The sequence below is a fragment of the Ferrovibrio sp. GW821-FHT12E11 genome, from assembly GCF_058806975.1.
Genome location: NZ_JBXAQG010000001.1, coordinates 2714409 through 2730248, shown reverse-complemented (window position 1 = coordinate 2730248; position 15840 = coordinate 2714409). Strand labels below are relative to the sequence as shown.

Here is a 15840-nt window from a genome sequence, read left to right as displayed (position 1 = left end):
GTAACAGACATCGGATAAGCAGAAATACGCTGGCGTCGCATGGCCATTCTTGATCCCCCCGACCTGAGGGGCTAAACCAGCCGCGCCGTCCGGCTTTCCCCTTCCCGATTCTGCCCAGAGGCTTTGCGATGATCCCGCGCTACACCCGTCCTGAAATGGCCGCCATCTGGGAGCCGGAATCGAAATTCCGCATCTGGTTCGAGATCGAGGCCCATGCCTGCGACGCCCAGGCGCAGCTCGGCGTGATCCCGAAATCGGCCGCCCGGGATGTCTGGAAGAAAGGCAAATGGGAGATCAAGCGCATCGATGCGATCGAGCGCGAGACCAAACATGACGTCATCGCCTTCCTGACCAACCTGGCCGAATATGTCGGGCCGTCTGCCCGCTTCGTGCACCAGGGCATGACCTCATCCGACGTGCTCGACACCTGCTTCAACGTGCAGCTGGTGAAGGCGGCCGATCTGCTGCTCGCCGGCACCGACCGCGTGCTGGCCGCGCTGAAAGAGCGGGCCTTTGAATTCCGCCTGCTGCCCACCATCGGCCGCAGCCACGGCATCCATGCCGAACCGACCACCTTCGGCGTCAAGCTCGCCGGCTATCACGCCGAGTTCCAGCGCGCCCGCAAGCGCCTGGAGATGGCGCGCGAGGAAGTCGCCACCTGCGCGATCTCCGGCGCTGTCGGCACCTATGCCCATATCGATCCCTTCGTGGAAGAATGGGTGGCGAAGAAGCTCGGCCTCGCCGTCGAGACCGTGTCGACGCAGGTGATTCCGCGCGACCGCCACGCGGCTTACTTTGCGCATCTGGCCGTGGTCGCCGCCTCGATCGAGCGTCTGGCCACCGAGATCCGTCACCTGCAGCGCAGTGAAGTGATGGAAGCCGAAGAATTCTTCTCGCCCGGCCAGAAAGGCTCGTCGGCCATGCCGCACAAGCGCAACCCGGTGCTGACCGAGAACCTCACCGGTCTCGCCCGCCTGGTGCGTTCGGCCGTGGTGCCGGCGCTGGAAAACGTGGCGCTGTGGCATGAGCGCGATATCAGCCATTCCTCGGTCGAGCGCGGCATCGGGCCGGATGCGACTATTCATCTCGACTTCGCGCTGCATCGCCTGGCCGGCGTGATCGAGAAGCTGGTGGTCTATCCTGAGAACATGATGAAGAACCTCGACCGCTTCGGCGGCCTGGTGCATTCGCAGCGCATCCTGCTGGCGCTGACCCAGGCCGGCGTCAGCCGCGAGGATAGCTACAAGATCGTGCAGAAGCATGCGCACCAGATCTGGCAGCATGGCGGCGACTTCCTGAAGGCGCTGCTGGGCGAACCCGCCGTGACCAGCAAGCTGAAGCCGGCCCAGGTCACCGCGCTGTTCGATCTCGGCTACCACTTCAAGCATGTCGACACCATCTTCGCCCGCGTCTTCGGCAAGGATGCCAAGGTCGGTAAGGGCAAGAAGAAGGCTGCCCCGAAAAAGGCAGCCAAAAAGGCCAGGGCGAAGAAGCGCTGACCTTACGTCGGGATTGATCCCGCCGGGGTAATCGTGACAGCCTCTCTCCATAACAAACGGGAGAGAGACGCCATGATCGAGGCCCTGCGCACGCCGGACGAACGATTCGACACTCTGCCCGGCTACGGTTTCCGGCCCCATTACGTCACCCACGACAACGGCCTGCGCATGCATTACCTCGACGAGGGCAAGCATGGGGGCAAGACCTTCCTCTGCCTGCATGGGCAGCCGACCTGGAGCTACCTCTACCGCCGGATGATCCCGATCTTCACGGCGGCCGGCCATCGCGTGGTGGCGCCGGATCTCTTCGGCTTCGGCAAGTCCGACAAGCCGCGCGACGAGAGCATCTATACCTTCGACTTCCACCGCGACAGCCTGATCGCGCTGATCCGCGGCCTCAACCTGCAGAATATCGTGCTGGTCTGCCAGGACTGGGGCGGCCTGCTCGGCCTCACCATTCCGAAGAAGATGCCCGAGCGCTTCGACGGCCTGGTGGTGATGAACACCACGCTGGCGACCGGCGATGCGCCGCTGACTCAGGGGTTCATCGACTGGCGCGCCTGGAACAACAAGAATCCGGATATGGCGATCGCCAAGCTGATGAAGCGCAGCTGCCCGCATTTAAGCGATGCCGAAGCCGCCGCTTACGAGGCGCCTTATCCCGACGCGACCTACAAAAGCGGCGTGCGGCGCTTCCCCAACCTGGTGCCGGATACGAAGGATGCGCCGGGCGCCGAAATTGCGCGGCGAGCGCGGGATTTCTGGAGCACGGACTGGGCCGGCACCAGCCTGATGGCCATCGGCATGACCGATCCGGTGCTCGGGCCGCCGGTGATGCAGGCGCTGCGCAAGCAGATAAAGAATTGCCCGGCTCCGCTGGAATTGGCAGAGGCCGGGCATTTCGTGCAGGAATGGGGCGAGCGCGTCGCGACCGAAGCGCTCGCCAGATTCTGATTACTTCGCGAAGATCATGTCGTCGTTGGCAAACGCCTTGAACTCGAGCGCATTGCCCGAGGGGTCGAGGAAGAACATGGTGTGCTGCTCGCCGGCTTCGCCCTCGAAGCGCACATAGGGCTCGATGATGAAGTTGATGCCGGCCTTGGTCAGCTTGTCGGCCAGCTTCTGCCAGTCCGGGATGCTGAGGATGACGCCGAAATGCTTGGCCGGTACTTGGTGATCGTCGACCGAGCTATAGGCCTTGATGGTGCATTCTTCCGGGGCCAGATGGGCGACCAGCTGATGACCGTAGAAATCGAAGTCGACCCAGTGTTCAGCCGAACGGCCTTCCGAGCAACCAAGCAGCTCGCCGTAGAACTTGCGCGTTTCCGGAATGTCCTTGACCGGGAAGGCCAGATGGAACGGACGGATGGTGGTGTGCTTGGACTTGACCGGGGTCAGGGCATTCATGGGGAAACCTCATGGGGGAAAGGCTGCTGATGGCAGCCATCCTAGCGGCTGGCGCGGCTGCCTCAACCGATTTAAACTTGGGGCATCATGAGTTTTTCTCATCCAGAAACCCGCCTGCCCTCTCTCAATGCCCTGCGCGCCTTTGCGGTCGCCGGCCGGCACTTAAGCTTCACCCGGGCCGCGGCCGAACTGCATGTGACCCAGGGCGCGGTCAGCCGCCTGGTGCAGCAGCTGGAGACCGATCTGGGCGTGACGCTGTTCCGCCGCACGTCGCGCGGCCTGCAGCTGACCGAGAGCGGCGCCGCCTATCTGCCGCCGCTGGCCGAAGCCTTCGACCGCATGCTGGCGGCAACCCGGCTGTTGGCCCGCAGCGGCCGGCCGGCGAACCGCCTGGCGATCACCATGATGCCGACGCTGGCCATGCGCTGGTTCATGCCCCGGCTGGCCGACTTCCACCGCCGCCATCCCGAGATCGCCGTCGACGTCACCAGCGCCGACCGGCCGGTGGATTTCACGGCCGAGCCGGTGGATGTCGCCATCCAGTATGGTGCCGGTGACTGGCCGGCGGGGTTGAAGACCGAACGGCTGTTCCCCGAAACCGTCATCCTGGTGGGCAGCCCGGCGCTGCTGAAGGCCAAGCCGGTGAAGAAGCCCGAGGATGTGAAGCGCCACACGCTGCTCACCCATTCAACGCGGCCCGAGGCCTGGGCCGAATGGTTCGGCATCGCCGGCCTGAAGACGGTGGCGGCGCGCGGGCCGACCTTCGAGCATTTCTTCATGTCGATCGAGGCGGCCGTGAACGGGCTGGGCCTGGCGCTGGTGCCAGATTTCTTCGTCGCCGCCGACCTGCGCGCGGGTCGCCTGGCCGAGCCGTTGCCACGCTGCCGCGTCGCCCGCAAGGGCGGCTATTATCTGCTGCACCTGCCCGGCCGCGAAAGCGAACCGGCGATCCGCGCCTTCCGTACCTGGCTGCGCGAAACCGGCGACCATAAAGCCTGACCGTCCTGTGACATTGGACATTGCCGCCGCCGACGATATATCGCCTACTCCCGCCGCCGTCTCGCCATCCCGGATTCATAAAAATGTTCGCCGCCCTGCGCCAGTCGCGCTCCTATCCCCTGCTGCTGCTGATCGCCACCGGCGTCACGCTCGGCCTCGCGCCGCCCTTCGCCCGTATCGCGGCGCAGAGCGGCATGCCGATGATCGCCTTTGCCTTCTGGCAGAACCTGATCGGCGGCCTGCTCCTTCTGCTGCTCGCCAGCCTGACCGGCGCGCGGCCACCGCTGCAGCATCTGCGTTTCTACGCCATCAGCGGCCTGATCACGCTGGCGCTGCCCAGTGTGCTGATCTTCCTGGCGGTGGCGCGCATCGGCGCCGGCCTGCCCAGCATCGCCTATGCCTTCCCGGCAATGCTGACCTATGTCTTCGCCCTCACCCTGCGCATGGAGAAACTGGTCTGGATGCGAGCCACCGGCATTGCGCTTGGCCTTGTCGGGATTCTCCTGATCCTGGGGCCGCGCACCGGGCCGGTCAGCGATGCCGACCTGCCCTGGATGCTGCTGGCCTTCATCGCGCCGGTGTCGCTGGCAGCCGGCAATATCTACCGCACCCGCTACTGGCCGAAGGACGCGCCGCCGCTGGCCCTGGCGGCGGGCACCCTGCTGGGCGCGGCCTTCTGGCTGCTGGTCGGCTGCGTGGCGTTCAGCGCGCTCTATCTGCCGTCCAGCACCGCCAGCGCCGACTGGGTGCTGCCGGCGGCCGGGCTGTTTGCCTGCCTGAGCTTCATTCCCTATTTCGAACTGCAACGCGTGGCCGGACCGGTATATCTGAGCCAGATCGGCTATGTGATGGCGGCGACCAGCCTGGGCATCGGCACCTTCGTCTTCGGTGAGCGCTACGGCCTGCTGGTCTGGCTCGCCGTGGCGGTGATCGTCGCCGGCATCCTGCTGGTCAATCGCCGGCCGGTTCCGCCGGCATGAAAAAAGCCGCCGGTTTTTGCGCCGGCGGCTTTTTCAGTTGCGCGCAGACGCCGCGTCAGGGCGTCCGTTCGATCATCGTGCCGACGCCATGCGCCGTGAACAGTTCGAGCAGCAGCACATGCGGAATGCGGCCATCCAGGATATGGGCCGCCGACACGCCGCCACGCACGGCATCCAGGCAGGTTTCCACCTTGGGGATCATGCCGCCGGTGATGGTGCCATCGCCCATCAGCACCAGCGATTCCTTGGCTGTGAGGCTGGGGATCAGCTTCTTGTCCTTGTTCAGCACGCCGGCTACGTCAGTCAGCATTAGCAGCTTGGTGGCGCCGACCGCGGCGGCAATCGCGCCGGCCGAAGTATCGGCATTGATGTTGTAGGTCTCGCCGTTCTCGCCGATGCCGATGGGTGCCACCACCGGAATGACGTTGGAGCTGAGCAGGGTCTGCAGGATGCCGGGATTGATCCGGGTCGGCTCGCCGACAAAGCCCAGATCGAGAATCTTCTCGATGTTGGAGCCGGGATCGCGGACCGAGCGGCGCAACTTGCGCGCCTCGATCAGGCGGCCGTCCTTGCCGCTGAGGCCCAGGCCGGTGCCGCCGGCGGCACTGATCGCAGTGACGATCGCCTTGTTGATCGACCCGGCCAGCACCATCTCGACGATCTCGACGGTCGCCTGATCGGTGACGCGCAGGCCATCGACGAACTCGCTCTTGATCTTCAGGCGCTCCAGCATCGCGCCGATCTGCGGACCGCCGCCATGCACCACGATGGGATTGATGCCGACCTGCTTGATCAGCACCACATCGCGGGCGAACTGCATGGCCAGGGCCTCGTCGCCCATGGCATGGCCGCCATACTTGATCACCATGGTCTGGCCGGCGAAGCGACGCATATAGGGCAGCGCCTCGGACAGAACCCTAGCGGTCTGCTGCAGATGCGCTTCCAGCGGTTGCGGGCCGGTCGTCGTCTTCATGGCTGCTTCTCGGCGTGTTTATCGGTTGGAACGGTTATACGGGGCGTCAGGCCAGGGCTGCAAGCTCGGCCCGGAGTTCGGCGATACCGAGATCGTCGTGGCTGGAGGTGACGCGGATGATCGGATGGGCGGCGACATGCTTCTGTAACACGGCGGCCGTGGCCGCCTTGACCGCGGCCAGTTCGGCCTGGCTGGTCTTGTCGGCCTTGGTCAGGATCACCTGGTAGATCACCGCCGATTTATCCAGCAGCTTCATGATGTCTTCGTCGCCGGTCTTCAGTCCGTGGCGGCCATCCACCAGCAGGCAGACCCGCTTCAGCTCCGGCCGGCCCTTCAGATAGGCCCGCGTGGTTTCGGTCCAGGCCTCGGCCTTCGCCTTGCCGACCGAGGAATAGCCATAGCCCGGCAGGTCGACCAGGCTGAAGGTGCCCAGGCCCAGATCGAAGAAATTGAGCTGCTGGGTACGGCCCGGCGTATTGGAAGTGCGGGCCAGCGCCTTGCGGCCGCAGAGCGCATTGACCAGCGACGACTTGCCGACATTGGAACGGCCGGCAAAGGCGATCTCCGGTCCGCGTGCCGGCGGCAGCTGCGGCACGGTCATGGCGCCGGCAAAGAAGTCGCAGGGCCCGGCGAAGAGCAGCCGGCCGCGCTCCAGCGCGGCCGGTGCAAATCCTTCGTCCGGCGCCGGCAGGTCGGTCATGCCAGCCTACTTCTTCGGCTTCGGCGCGGGATCGGGCTTTTCGGCACCACCGCCGATCTTCACGCCCATGCGCTTCATGATCACATACTGCTGCAGGATCGAGAGCGTGTTGTTCCAGCTCCAGTAGATCACCAGGCCAGCCGCGAACGAGCCGAGCATGAAGGTGAAGACGATCGGCATCAGGGCGAAGATCTTCTGCTGCACCGGATCCGGCGGCTGCGGATTCATCTTCATCTGCAGCCACATGGAAATGCCCATGATGATCGGCCAGACGCCGATCGAGATGATATGCAGCGGGCCGAGATTGGGCACGTCCCAGGGCAGGAAGCCAAAGCCGTTCAGCCAGGTGGTCGGATCGGGCGCGGAAAGATCCTGGATCCAGCCGTAGAAGGGCGCATGGCGCATTTCGATGGCGATATAGAGCACCTTGTAAAGCGCGAAGAAAACCGGAATCTGCAGAAGGATCGGCAGACAGCCGGCGGCCGGGTTGACCTTCTCCTTCTTGTACAGCGCCATCAGCTCCTGCTGCATCTTGGCGCGGTCTTCGCCATAGCGCTCGCGCATGGCCTGCATTTCGGGCTGCAGCTTCTTCATCGAGCTCATCGCCACATAGGACTTGTAGGCGAGCGGGAAGAACAGCAGCTTGACGATGACGGTGACCGCCAGCATGGCGAGGCCGATATTGCCCAGCACGCCCTTGAGCCATTCGATGCTGTAGAACATCGGCTTGGTCAGGAAGTGGAACCAGCCCCAGTCGATCGAAAGCTCGAAGCGGGCGATCTTCTGCTGCTCTTCGTAGCGGTCGAGCACGCGCACTTCCTTGGCGCCGGCGAACAGCAGCGTGGTGGCGCTGACGCTCTTGCCCGGTTCCAGCTGCTGGCCCGCGCCGAGATAGTCGGCCTGATAGCGCTCCAGGCCGGCATTGGGCTTGGCATGGCTGAAGCGCGCCTTCACGGTCTGCTCGACGCCCGGCACCAGCACGGTCTGCCAGTATTTGTCAGTGAAGCCGATCCAGCCGCCGATGGTGTCGAATTCGCGCGCCTTGTCGTCGGCGAGATCCTTGTAGCTGAGTTCCTTCAGCGTGCCCTTGTCGCCGGTCTTCTCGCGGAACACGGCGACCGGGCCTTCATGCAGGATGTAGAGGCCGTCGGTATGCGGCGTGCCATGACGCGACACCAGCGCATAGGAGAACAGCGTGATCGCCTTGTCGCCCTTGTTCTCCACGGCCTGGGTGACGGTGAAGAGATAATTGTCGTCCAGCGTGATGGTGCGGGTGAAGACCAGGCCCTGGCCGTTGTCCCAGGTCAGCTTCAGCGGCTGGCCCGAACGCAGCACGCTGCCATCGGCGGTCCAGCGCGTCTGCGCATCGGGCAGCGCCACGCCGCCGCCGGCCACGGTCCAGCCGAATTCGGCATAATAGGGCGACGGGCCACCGGCCGGTGACAGCAGATGGATCGGCGGACTGTCGGCCTTGATCGTCTCTTTGTATTCCGGCAGCACCACATCGTCGATCCGGCCGCCGACGAGATTGAGCGAACCGGTGAGGCGCTTGCCTTCGATCTTCACGCGCGGGCTGTCGGCCAGCGCCTTGTCGCGCGTCGCCGCCATGTCGATCTGCTGGGCCAGGCTGGGCAGCTGCGGCAGACCGGTCGTGGTATTCGGGGCACCCGGCGCCTGCGGCACGGTGCCGGCTTCGATCTGCTGTGCGGCCTGCTGCTGGCGCAGTTTTTCCTGCTTCGGCGCCTCCACGAAGAACTGGAAGCCAAGCATGATCGCGACCGAGACGACGATCGCGATGATGAGATTCTTCTGGTCGGACATCAGACTGAACCTTGCTGTACGGAAGAGGGTGACGAAACGGTAGCGGCTTTTTGTGACACGGACTCGGATGCAGCAGACGGCACCGGATCGTAACCGCTGCTGCCCAGCGGATGGCACCGCGCCAGCCGCCGCACGGCGAGATAGCCGCCGCGCGCCGCACCATGCTTCTCCAGCGCTTCGAGCGCATAGCAGGAGCAGGTCGGCTGGAAGCGGCAGTTATGCCCGATCCAGGGCGAGAGTACGAGGCGGTAGGCCTTGATCGGCAGGCTGAGCAGGCGGGCCAGCGGCGTCATGCCGCACCCCCGGCCGACTCGCCTGGATTCCCTGCTGGCACGGCCTGCCACAGCTTCAGCTTGCGCAGGGCAGCTTCGAGATCGCGGCGCAACGCGGCATAGTCGCGCTGCGGCGTGTCGCGGCGCGCAACCAGCACATAATCGTGCCCAGGAAGGGCATGTTGCGGGAGAAGTTCGTGCACCAGCGCCTTCAGGCGGCGGCGGGCGCGATTGCGCAGGACAGCATTGCCAACCTTACGCGAGGCGGTGAAGCCAACACGGCAGCAGCCGGTTTCACCGGGTGCGGCCTGCAGCAGCAGTCCCGGCAGCGCCACGCGCCGCTCGGCCGCCTGCACCCGGAGATAATCCGCGCGGCGGCGGAGTCGTTCGACACCGCCCGTCGCCATCGCGGACGGACTTAAGCCGAAAGCTTCTTGCGGCCCTGGGCGCGGCGGGCAGCGATGACCGCGCGGCCACCGACGGTGGCCATGCGGGCGCGGAAACCATGGCGGCGCTTGCGCACCAGCTTGGAGGGTTGATAGGTCCGTTTCACAGCGGCTCTCCGTCTGACAGCCGGCTTTTTGCGGAAAACCGGCAAAAAGCCTTCAATAAACATACATATGCGGGAGCCCGCGGGGGCCCCGGCAAAATCGGTCCCGCTGTATAGGGGGTCGCCGGGGCGGAGTCAACGCGGGATTCAGGCCATTTCCCCCGCCATTCCCGACCGTTAATACCGCAGATCGCGCGGCGGGGCCGAACCCAGCCCGGAAGCGGGTTTTGCCGGTTGACGGCCGGGGGCCCAGTCCCTATAACCGGCCACCAAATTTACGGCAAACACTGGAAAGTTAGAGGTTCACCATGGCTCGTCGTTGCGAAGTCACCGGCAAGGGCGTTCAGAGCGGCAACAATGTCAGCCACGCCAACAACAAGACCCGGCGTCGGTTCCTGCCGAATCTGCATGTCGTTTCGCTGATCAGCGAAGCGCTGGGTCGCGACGTGACGCTGCGCGTGTCGAGCCACGGCCTGCGCTCGGTCGAGCATAATGGCGGCATCGACAACTGGCTGATCAAGACCAAGGACGAGCTGCTGTCGGCGCCCGCCCGCGTCATCAAGCGCAAGATCAAGAAGGCCCTGGCTGCCAAGGCGGCCTAAGCCCTTCGACCTTTACGGTTTCAAACGCCCGCCGGCAGCGATGCCGGCGGGCGTTTTCGTTTCCGCTCACGGATCGAGCCGGAAGACCATGAGCAACGTGCGCTGCAGGCTGTTCTGGTTGTCGTCCGACATCACATAGAGCCACAGGCTGCCATCGGCAGCGGTGCGCACATCCAGCGCTTCCATATTGTCGACCGCGACCGGCGGCGCCAGTTCCGCCAGCAATGTTCCCTGCAGCACGGCACCGGGCCGGATATCGCCGGCCGCGATGCGGGTCAGGCGGGCCTTCGGGCCGACCAACGGTGTGAAATAGCGCTGCAGCAGAACCACATCGCCATTGGGCAATGTCACTGCATCTGTCGGCCTGAAATCATCCCGCGCCGTCCAGGCCAGATCGTGCCAGCGGCCTTGGCGCCACAGCCAGACCGCCGTGTTTTCGCTGCCGCCGCCGACCAGCGCGGGCCTCTCTTCGCTGAACAGCATCAGCTCACCATTGGGGAAGCTCGCAACTGCCTCGATGCCGCCATTGTCGGGCTGGTCGGCGACCGAAGCCGGCACCGAAAGCGTGCCGGCCGCAGCGCCGCCGGGCCGGTCGAAATACCACAGGCGATGGGCGCGTTCGAAGGCCACGAGCCAGCGCCCGTCCGCCAGGCGGCGCAGACCCTCGGCATCGCTCAGCACTTTGCGTGTCACCGTCGCACCATTGGCATCACGCAGCGGCAGTATCTGCGCAGCGGCCACGCCGTTGGGCAGTCCGGCCGCATCGCGCTGAAAGTCCAGCCGCAGCCAGTGCCCCACATCGGAGATCGCCCACAGGCCGGCGCCGTCCGCATCGACCGCGATGCCCGAATAGCCACCGAAAGTGCCGCCGCCGGCCGACAGCACCAGACCGCCCAGATAGGTCAGGCTGCCGAGCCGGTTCGGGACCCCCGGCTCCACACTCAGCGGCAAGGCCTCGGCCTGCACGGCCAGCGGCTGGGCAACGACCGGACCGCCGGAGGCAAAAATCAGGAAAAGCAGAGTTAAAACAATGCTTGTCGAATGTTTAGCTTGGCGCAGGGCCGTCATTCGGTATGCTTCCCAAAGGTGGAGGATCTTACGTCTACAATGACCGACCAGGTTGCAAACAACACCTCGAAAGACTCCCGTCTGGCCTTTACCCCGGCCCGGACGCCGGTACTGTTCGTCGGCGCCATGGTGCTGCTGCTGGCAGCCCTGCTCGGCCTGCAACTGTACCGCCAGTATAATGACGAGATTACGTCCGGCCGGGCAACCGCCCGTTCGATGGCCAACCTGCTGGAAGAGCATGCCGGCCGCAGCCTGGGTGCCGTCGACATCTTCCTGATCAACTTCGCCGAAACCCTGAGCGGCATGGCCGGCAGCGGCCAGATCAGCAGCATGTCGGCCCTGCGCGAGCGCATGAATGCGCGTCTGGCGGATCTGCCACAGGTGCGCGCCTTCATCGTGCTGGACGAGAATGGCGATTCCATCCTCGACAGTGGCGCCGTGATGCCGCGCAGCTTCAACGGTGCCGACCGGCCCTATTTTCAGGTTCATCGCGACCATCCACATCAGGGCCTGTTCATCGACGAGCCGCGCCAGAGCCGCATCAACCAGATGTGGGGCATCAGCGCCAGCCGCCGCATCAACAAGCCCGACGGCAGCTTCGGCGGCGTGATCTCGGTTTCCATCGAGCCCGAATATTTCCTCAGCTTCTATCGCGAAGCCGTGATCGACAGCGAGACATCGCTGGTGCTGTATCACGCATCGGGGAGCCGCATCGCCCGCGTGCCGGAAAATGGCCCCGGCATCGGCACGTCCGCGGCCAACCTGATGCTGTTCAAGCCGCCTTACAACGAGCAGGCCCGCAGCGACCTGACCACCAGCGGCGGGCTGGACGGTATCGTCCGTTTCCTGGCGGTGAACCGCGTGACCGGTTATCCCCTGATCGTCGGCGTCGGCATCTCGCGCAACCGGGTCCTGGCGACCTGGCGTGAAAATCTGCTGATCGGCATGGCCTCGGTCCTGCTCGCCGCCGCCGCCGGCATCAGCCTGCTGATCCTGCTGCGGCGCCAGATGCGCCGCCGTCATGCCGCCGAACAGCGCCTGAGCGATGCCATCAGCAGCCTGTCGGACGGCTTCCTGCTCTACGACGAACAGAATCGCCTGATCCGCTTCAACCATCGCACCGTCGAGCTTCTGCCGCCCCTGGCGCGGTTCGAAGGCCAGCTTCCCGTGACCTTCGCCGATGTGATGGCCGCGCTGGAAAACGATTTCGGCGCCGTAAGCCCGGAACAGCGCGCCCGCCGCGTCGCCTATCGCGACGACATGCTGTTCAACCGCAAGCGCGGCTACCAGTTCGAACGACGGACCGTCGACGGACGCTGGCTGCGCTTCACCGTCAATCCGACCCAGGAAGGCGGCGCGGTCGACATCATCACCGATATCACCGCTCTGAAAGACGCCGAGCAAAGGCTGCGCGATGCCATCGACAGCCTGGCCGAGGGCTTCGCCCTGTTCGGCCCCGATGGCCGCCTGATTACCGTCAACCGGCGCTATTACGAACTCACCGGCCATGAGGAGAGTGTGGTCCGGCCCGGCGTCTACAACAACGAGATCATGGCCAATATCCTGGCGACAGGAAAAGCCAACGGCCGTTCCGCCGAGGCCGCCGCCTATGTCGCCCGGCTGCGCGCGGATTTCGCCAGTCCGAGCGGCAAGCCGTTCGACATCCAGGCCCGGCCCGGCTATTGGCTGCGCACTGTGCGCCACCGGACCAGCGATGGCGGCGTCATCAGCATGGTGGCGGACATCTCCGACCTGAAGATGGCTGAAAAGCGCCTGCGCGATGCCATCGACGCGCTGTCGGACGCCTTTGTGCTCTACGGACCGGACGACCGCATGGTGCTGGCCAACAAGCGCTTCTACGAGATGACCGATCACGATCCCGATATCGTGATGCCGGGCATCAGCTATGAAGACCTGATCGACATCATCATCGCCCGGCGCAAGATCGCCTGGCCCGGCGTCGACCAGAGCGCCTATACCGCCCGCCTGCGCGAGGAGCATCGCAATCCGACCGGCCAGCCCTTCGACCGCGAAGGCATCCCTGGCCGCTGGATCCGCAGCGCCCGCCACCGCACCAACGACGGCAGCACCATCGTGGTGATGAGCGACATCACCGATCTGAAAATGGCAGAAGCCCGCCTGCGCGATGCCATCGAATCCTTGGCGGAAGGCTTCATCCTGTTCGGGCCGGATGGACGCATGGTGATGGCCAATCACCGCTATTACGAGGTGTTCGATATCGAACCCGACAGCCTGAAGCCGGGTGCGACCATGGACGATATCGTCGATACGGCGGCTGCGCGCCGGGCGAAATCCTGGCCTAATGCCGATCATCATGGCTACATCACGGCCGCACGCGCGGACTATCACAATCCATCGGGCCGCCCAGTCGACGGCGAATTCCTCCCCGGCCGCTGGTTGCGCAACGTGCGCCACCGCACGGCGGAAGGCGGCACCATCCTGGTCGCCAGCGACATCACCGATCTCAAGCTGGCGGAAGAGCGCCTGCGCGATGCCATCGAGACGCTGACCGAGGGTTTCGTGCTGTATGACCGCGACGGCTACATGGTGATGGCGAACCAGCGCTATTACGAAATGACCCGCCACGATCCGTCGCTCATCAAGCCGGGCATTCATTTCCGCGAGATCATGCGCATCACCGCCGAGCGCGAGCCGGATTTCGATGGCGAGTTCGACTTGAACACCTATGTCGAAGCCCTGTCGCGGGAATTCCTCAGCCCGACCGGCAAGCCGCTGGATGCGCAGCCCTTCCCCGGCATCTGGCTGCGCATGCAGCGCCGCCGCACCGTCGATGGCGGCATTATCACCGTCTTCAACGACATCAGCGACCTGAAACAGGCCGAGCAGAATCTGCGCGACGCCATCGATGCGATCAGCGATGGCTTTGTCCTGTATGACCAGAATGACTGCGTGGTTCTGTATAACGAACGCTTTATCGATCACAACCGCCGCATGGCCGATTCAATCCAGCCCGGCGCCAGCTTCGAGGGCATGATCCGGATCGCGGTCGAACGCGGCCTGATGAAACCTGACAGAGGCATGAGTGCGGAGCAGTGGATCGCCGACCGCGTCGCGCGCCACCAGAATCCGGATGGCGAACCTTTCGAACGCTATCTGGAAGATGGCCGCTGGCTGCTGGTGCACGAACGGCGCACCGTCAGCGGCGGCATTGTCGGCATCGGCACGGATATCACCGCCGTGAAGCAGGCCGAACGACAGCTCTATGACGCGATCGAAAGCATCTCCGACGGCTTCGTCCTCTACGACAAGGACGAACGCCTGGTGCTGAGCAACAGCAAGTATCGCGAACTGTACAAGGAAATCACCGATCACCTGGTGCCGGGCGCCACCTTCAGCGACATCCTGAAGGCCAGCATCCAGCGCGACACCATCGATCTGGATCCGAAATTCCTCGATGACTGGCTGTCCGAGCGCATCGAGCAGTTCCGTAAAGGCAGCGGCAGCACCGAAACCCGCCTGGCCAGCGGCCGCTGGGTGCGCAACACCGAACGCCGCACCTCCGATGGCGGCATCGTCGGCATCCGCACCGACATCACCACGCTGAAGGAGCAGCAGGAAACCCTGCGGCGCAATATCGCCGATCTGGAAGCCGCCAAGCGTCAGGTCGAGCAGCAGTCCTTCCGCATGCGCGAACTGGCCGACCGCTTCGCCGAAGAGAAAGAACGCGCCGAGGAAGGCAGCCGGGCGAAATCGGAATTCCTCGCCATGATGAGCCATGAGATCCGCACCCCGATGAACGGCGTGCTGGGCACCATCGGCCTGCTGCAGAATACCGACCTGACCATGCACCAACACAAACTGGTGGGAACGGCGCGCGAGTCGGCCGAGCATCTGCTGACACTGATCAATGACATCCTGGATTTCTCCAAACTGGAGGCTGGCCGCATCGATCTGGAAGAAATCGACTTCGACCTGCCGCATCTGATCGAGAGCGCGATCTCGATGATGAATCCGCGCGCGGTGATGAAGGGCCTGCAGATGTCGAGCGATGTGGCGCCGGACACGCCGCGCTTCCTCAAGGGCGATCCCGGCCGCCTGCGCCAGATTCTGTTCAACCTGGCCGGCAACGCCATCAAGTTCACCGACCGCGGCAGCATCACGCTGCAGGCCGAGGCCGCGCGCATGGAGGATGGTCGCTACTACCTCACCGTCCGGGTGCGCGATACCGGCATCGGCATCCCGGCCGACAAGCTCGACCGCCTGTTCGGCAAGTTCAGCCAGGCCGACAGCTCGATCGCCCGCCGCTTCGGCGGCACCGGGCTTGGCCTCGCCATTTCCAAGCAGCTGGTCGAGCTGATGGGCGGCCGCATCGGCGTCGACAGCGTCGAGGGCCAGGGCAGCACCTTCTGGTTCGTGATGCCGCTGCAGGAAGGCCAGCCCGTCGTCACCGAAGTGCAGGACATGGCCATCGACGGGCCAGCAACCCAGAAAAACCTGCGCATCCTGGTGGCCGAGGACAATCAGGTGAATCAGATGGTGATCGGCCTGATGCTGCGCCAGCTCGGCCATCAGGTCGATGTCGCCATCAACGGCATCGAGGCCTGCGAACAGGTGCAGAAAGCGCCCTACGATCTGGTGCTGATGGACATGCAGATGCCGGAGATGGACGGCATCACCGCAACGCAGACGATCCGGCGCCTGCCCAAGGATTGCGCCACCATCCCCATCGTCGCGCTGACCGCCAATGCGATGGAAGGCGACCGCGAGCGCTACATCGCCGCCGGCATGGACGATTACGTGGCCAAACCGATCTCGCTGCCGCAGCTGCTCGCGGCGATGAACCGGGTGCTTGGCGGCGCGACGGCAGAAAAGCCGGCCGCCGCACCGGCCGCAGAATCCGAAGCTGCGGCGCCGGAGCCGGGCCTGAACGAAAAGGCCAAGGCCGGACTTGGCAATCTGCTGGCATCACTGAAAAAACTCAACTGAC

The 15840-nt window shown here is 64.6% G+C and carries 14 protein-coding genes; 6 read left to right on the top strand and 8 right to left on the bottom strand.

The features are described 5' to 3' along the window. Positions 1 to 128: 128 nt before the first annotated feature. A complete protein-coding gene (purB, locus tag AC1ROT_RS13610) occupies positions 129 to 1499 on the top strand; it encodes an adenylosuccinate lyase (protein WP_492999615.1) in 1371 nt (456 codons plus the stop codon). A 72-nt stretch (positions 1500 to 1571) separates the two neighbouring features. Further along, positions 1572 to 2453 carry a haloalkane dehalogenase gene (locus AC1ROT_RS13605; RefSeq protein ID WP_492999613.1) on the top strand — a complete coding sequence of 294 codons (882 nt, stop codon included), beginning with the start codon at positions 1572 to 1574 and terminating at the stop codon, positions 2451 to 2453. Here the strand turns inward: AC1ROT_RS13605 and AC1ROT_RS13600 are convergent, their stop codons facing one another. Next, the gene (locus AC1ROT_RS13600; RefSeq protein ID WP_492972152.1) at positions 2454 to 2906 is read right to left on the bottom strand and encodes a VOC family protein; all 453 of its coding nucleotides are present in this window, start codon (positions 2904 to 2906) and stop codon (positions 2454 to 2456) included. Between the two features lie 87 nt (positions 2907 to 2993). On the opposite strand from AC1ROT_RS13600, the gene gcvA reads away from it, so the two are divergent. Together gcvA and AC1ROT_RS13590 are read left to right on the top strand one after the other, a co-directional pair. Then, entirely contained in the window at positions 2994 to 3905 is a 912-nt protein-coding gene (gene gcvA / locus AC1ROT_RS13595; protein WP_492999610.1) for a transcriptional regulator GcvA, read from the top strand. Between the two features lie 83 nt (positions 3906 to 3988). After that, a complete protein-coding gene (locus AC1ROT_RS13590; protein WP_492999609.1) occupies positions 3989 to 4885 on the top strand; it encodes a DMT family transporter in 897 nt (298 codons plus the stop codon). 55 nt (positions 4886 to 4940) lie between these two features. On the opposite strand, the gene argB is transcribed toward AC1ROT_RS13590, so the two are convergent. From argB to rpmH, 6 genes are read right to left on the bottom strand one after another with little or no spacing between them, the layout of a single operon-like run. After that, positions 4941 to 5858 (bottom strand): acetylglutamate kinase, encoded by a 918-nt coding sequence (gene argB / locus AC1ROT_RS13585; RefSeq protein WP_492972155.1) that lies wholly within the window; start codon positions 5856 to 5858, stop codon positions 4941 to 4943. A 46-nt stretch (positions 5859 to 5904) separates the two neighbouring features. Continuing rightward, positions 5905 to 6558 carry a ribosome biogenesis GTP-binding protein YihA/YsxC gene (gene yihA / locus AC1ROT_RS13580; protein WP_492972156.1) on the bottom strand — a complete coding sequence of 218 codons (654 nt, stop codon included), beginning with the start codon at positions 6556 to 6558 and terminating at the stop codon, positions 5905 to 5907. Between the two features lie 6 nt (positions 6559 to 6564). Next, the gene (yidC, locus tag AC1ROT_RS13575; protein WP_492999607.1) at positions 6565 to 8379 is read right to left on the bottom strand and encodes a membrane protein insertase YidC; all 1815 of its coding nucleotides are present in this window, start codon (positions 8377 to 8379) and stop codon (positions 6565 to 6567) included. Continuing rightward, positions 8379 to 8672: a membrane protein insertion efficiency factor YidD gene (gene yidD, locus AC1ROT_RS13570; RefSeq protein WP_492999605.1), complete on the bottom strand. Its 294-nt coding sequence runs from the start codon at positions 8670 to 8672 to the stop codon at positions 8379 to 8381. Before yidD ends, yidC begins: the two co-directional genes overlap by 1 nt. After that, positions 8669 to 9058, bottom strand: coding sequence for a ribonuclease P protein component (rnpA, locus tag AC1ROT_RS13565; RefSeq protein WP_492972159.1), 390 nt, complete (start codon positions 9056 to 9058; stop codon positions 8669 to 8671). The genes yidD and rnpA overlap by 4 nt, the downstream gene beginning before the upstream one ends. A gap of 11 nt (positions 9059 to 9069) precedes the next feature. Further along, positions 9070 to 9204 carry a 50S ribosomal protein L34 gene (rpmH, locus tag AC1ROT_RS13560; protein WP_492972160.1) on the bottom strand — a complete coding sequence of 45 codons (135 nt, stop codon included), beginning with the start codon at positions 9202 to 9204 and terminating at the stop codon, positions 9070 to 9072. Between the two features lie 305 nt (positions 9205 to 9509). Here rpmH and rpmB point away from each other — a divergent pair, with 305 nt between their 5' ends. Continuing rightward, positions 9510 to 9803 (top strand): 50S ribosomal protein L28, encoded by a 294-nt coding sequence (gene rpmB, locus AC1ROT_RS13555; protein ID WP_492972161.1) that lies wholly within the window; start codon positions 9510 to 9512, stop codon positions 9801 to 9803. A 66-nt stretch (positions 9804 to 9869) separates the two neighbouring features. On the opposite strand, the gene AC1ROT_RS13550 is transcribed toward rpmB, so the two are convergent. Continuing rightward, positions 9870 to 10769 (bottom strand): esterase-like activity of phytase family protein, encoded by a 900-nt coding sequence (locus tag AC1ROT_RS13550; RefSeq protein WP_492999603.1) that lies wholly within the window; start codon positions 10767 to 10769, stop codon positions 9870 to 9872. A gap of 141 nt (positions 10770 to 10910) precedes the next feature. On the opposite strand from AC1ROT_RS13550, the gene AC1ROT_RS13545 reads away from it, so the two are divergent. Then, the gene (locus AC1ROT_RS13545) at positions 10911 to 15839 is read left to right on the top strand and encodes a PAS-domain containing protein (protein ID WP_492999600.1); all 4929 of its coding nucleotides are present in this window, start codon (positions 10911 to 10913) and stop codon (positions 15837 to 15839) included. Position 15840: the final 1 nt, after the last annotated feature.

Coding starts and splice junctions, on each gene's coding strand:
- purB (WP_492999615.1), top strand. CDS start 129: ATGATCCCGCGCTACACCCGTCCTGAAATGGCCGCCATCTGGGAGCCG.
- AC1ROT_RS13605 (WP_492999613.1), top strand. CDS start 1,572: ATGATCGAGGCCCTGCGCACGCCGGACGAACGATTCGACACTCTGCCC.
- AC1ROT_RS13600 (WP_492972152.1), bottom strand. CDS start 2,906: ATGAATGCCCTGACCCCGGTCAAGTCCAAGCACACCACCATCCGTCCG.
- gcvA (WP_492999610.1), top strand. CDS start 2,994: ATGAGTTTTTCTCATCCAGAAACCCGCCTGCCCTCTCTCAATGCCCTG.
- AC1ROT_RS13590 (WP_492999609.1), top strand. CDS start 3,989: ATGTTCGCCGCCCTGCGCCAGTCGCGCTCCTATCCCCTGCTGCTGCTG.
- argB (WP_492972155.1), bottom strand. CDS start 5,858: ATGAAGACGACGACCGGCCCGCAACCGCTGGAAGCGCATCTGCAGCAG.
- yihA (WP_492972156.1), bottom strand. CDS start 6,558: ATGACCGACCTGCCGGCGCCGGACGAAGGATTTGCACCGGCCGCGCTG.
- yidC (WP_492999607.1), bottom strand. CDS start 8,379: ATGTCCGACCAGAAGAATCTCATCATCGCGATCGTCGTCTCGGTCGCG.
- yidD (WP_492999605.1), bottom strand. CDS start 8,672: ATGACGCCGCTGGCCCGCCTGCTCAGCCTGCCGATCAAGGCCTACCGC.
- rnpA (WP_492972159.1), bottom strand. CDS start 9,058: ATGGCGACGGGCGGTGTCGAACGACTCCGCCGCCGCGCGGATTATCTC.
- rpmB (WP_492972161.1), top strand. CDS start 9,510: ATGGCTCGTCGTTGCGAAGTCACCGGCAAGGGCGTTCAGAGCGGCAAC.
- AC1ROT_RS13545 (WP_492999600.1), top strand. CDS start 10,911: ATGACCGACCAGGTTGCAAACAACACCTCGAAAGACTCCCGTCTGGCC.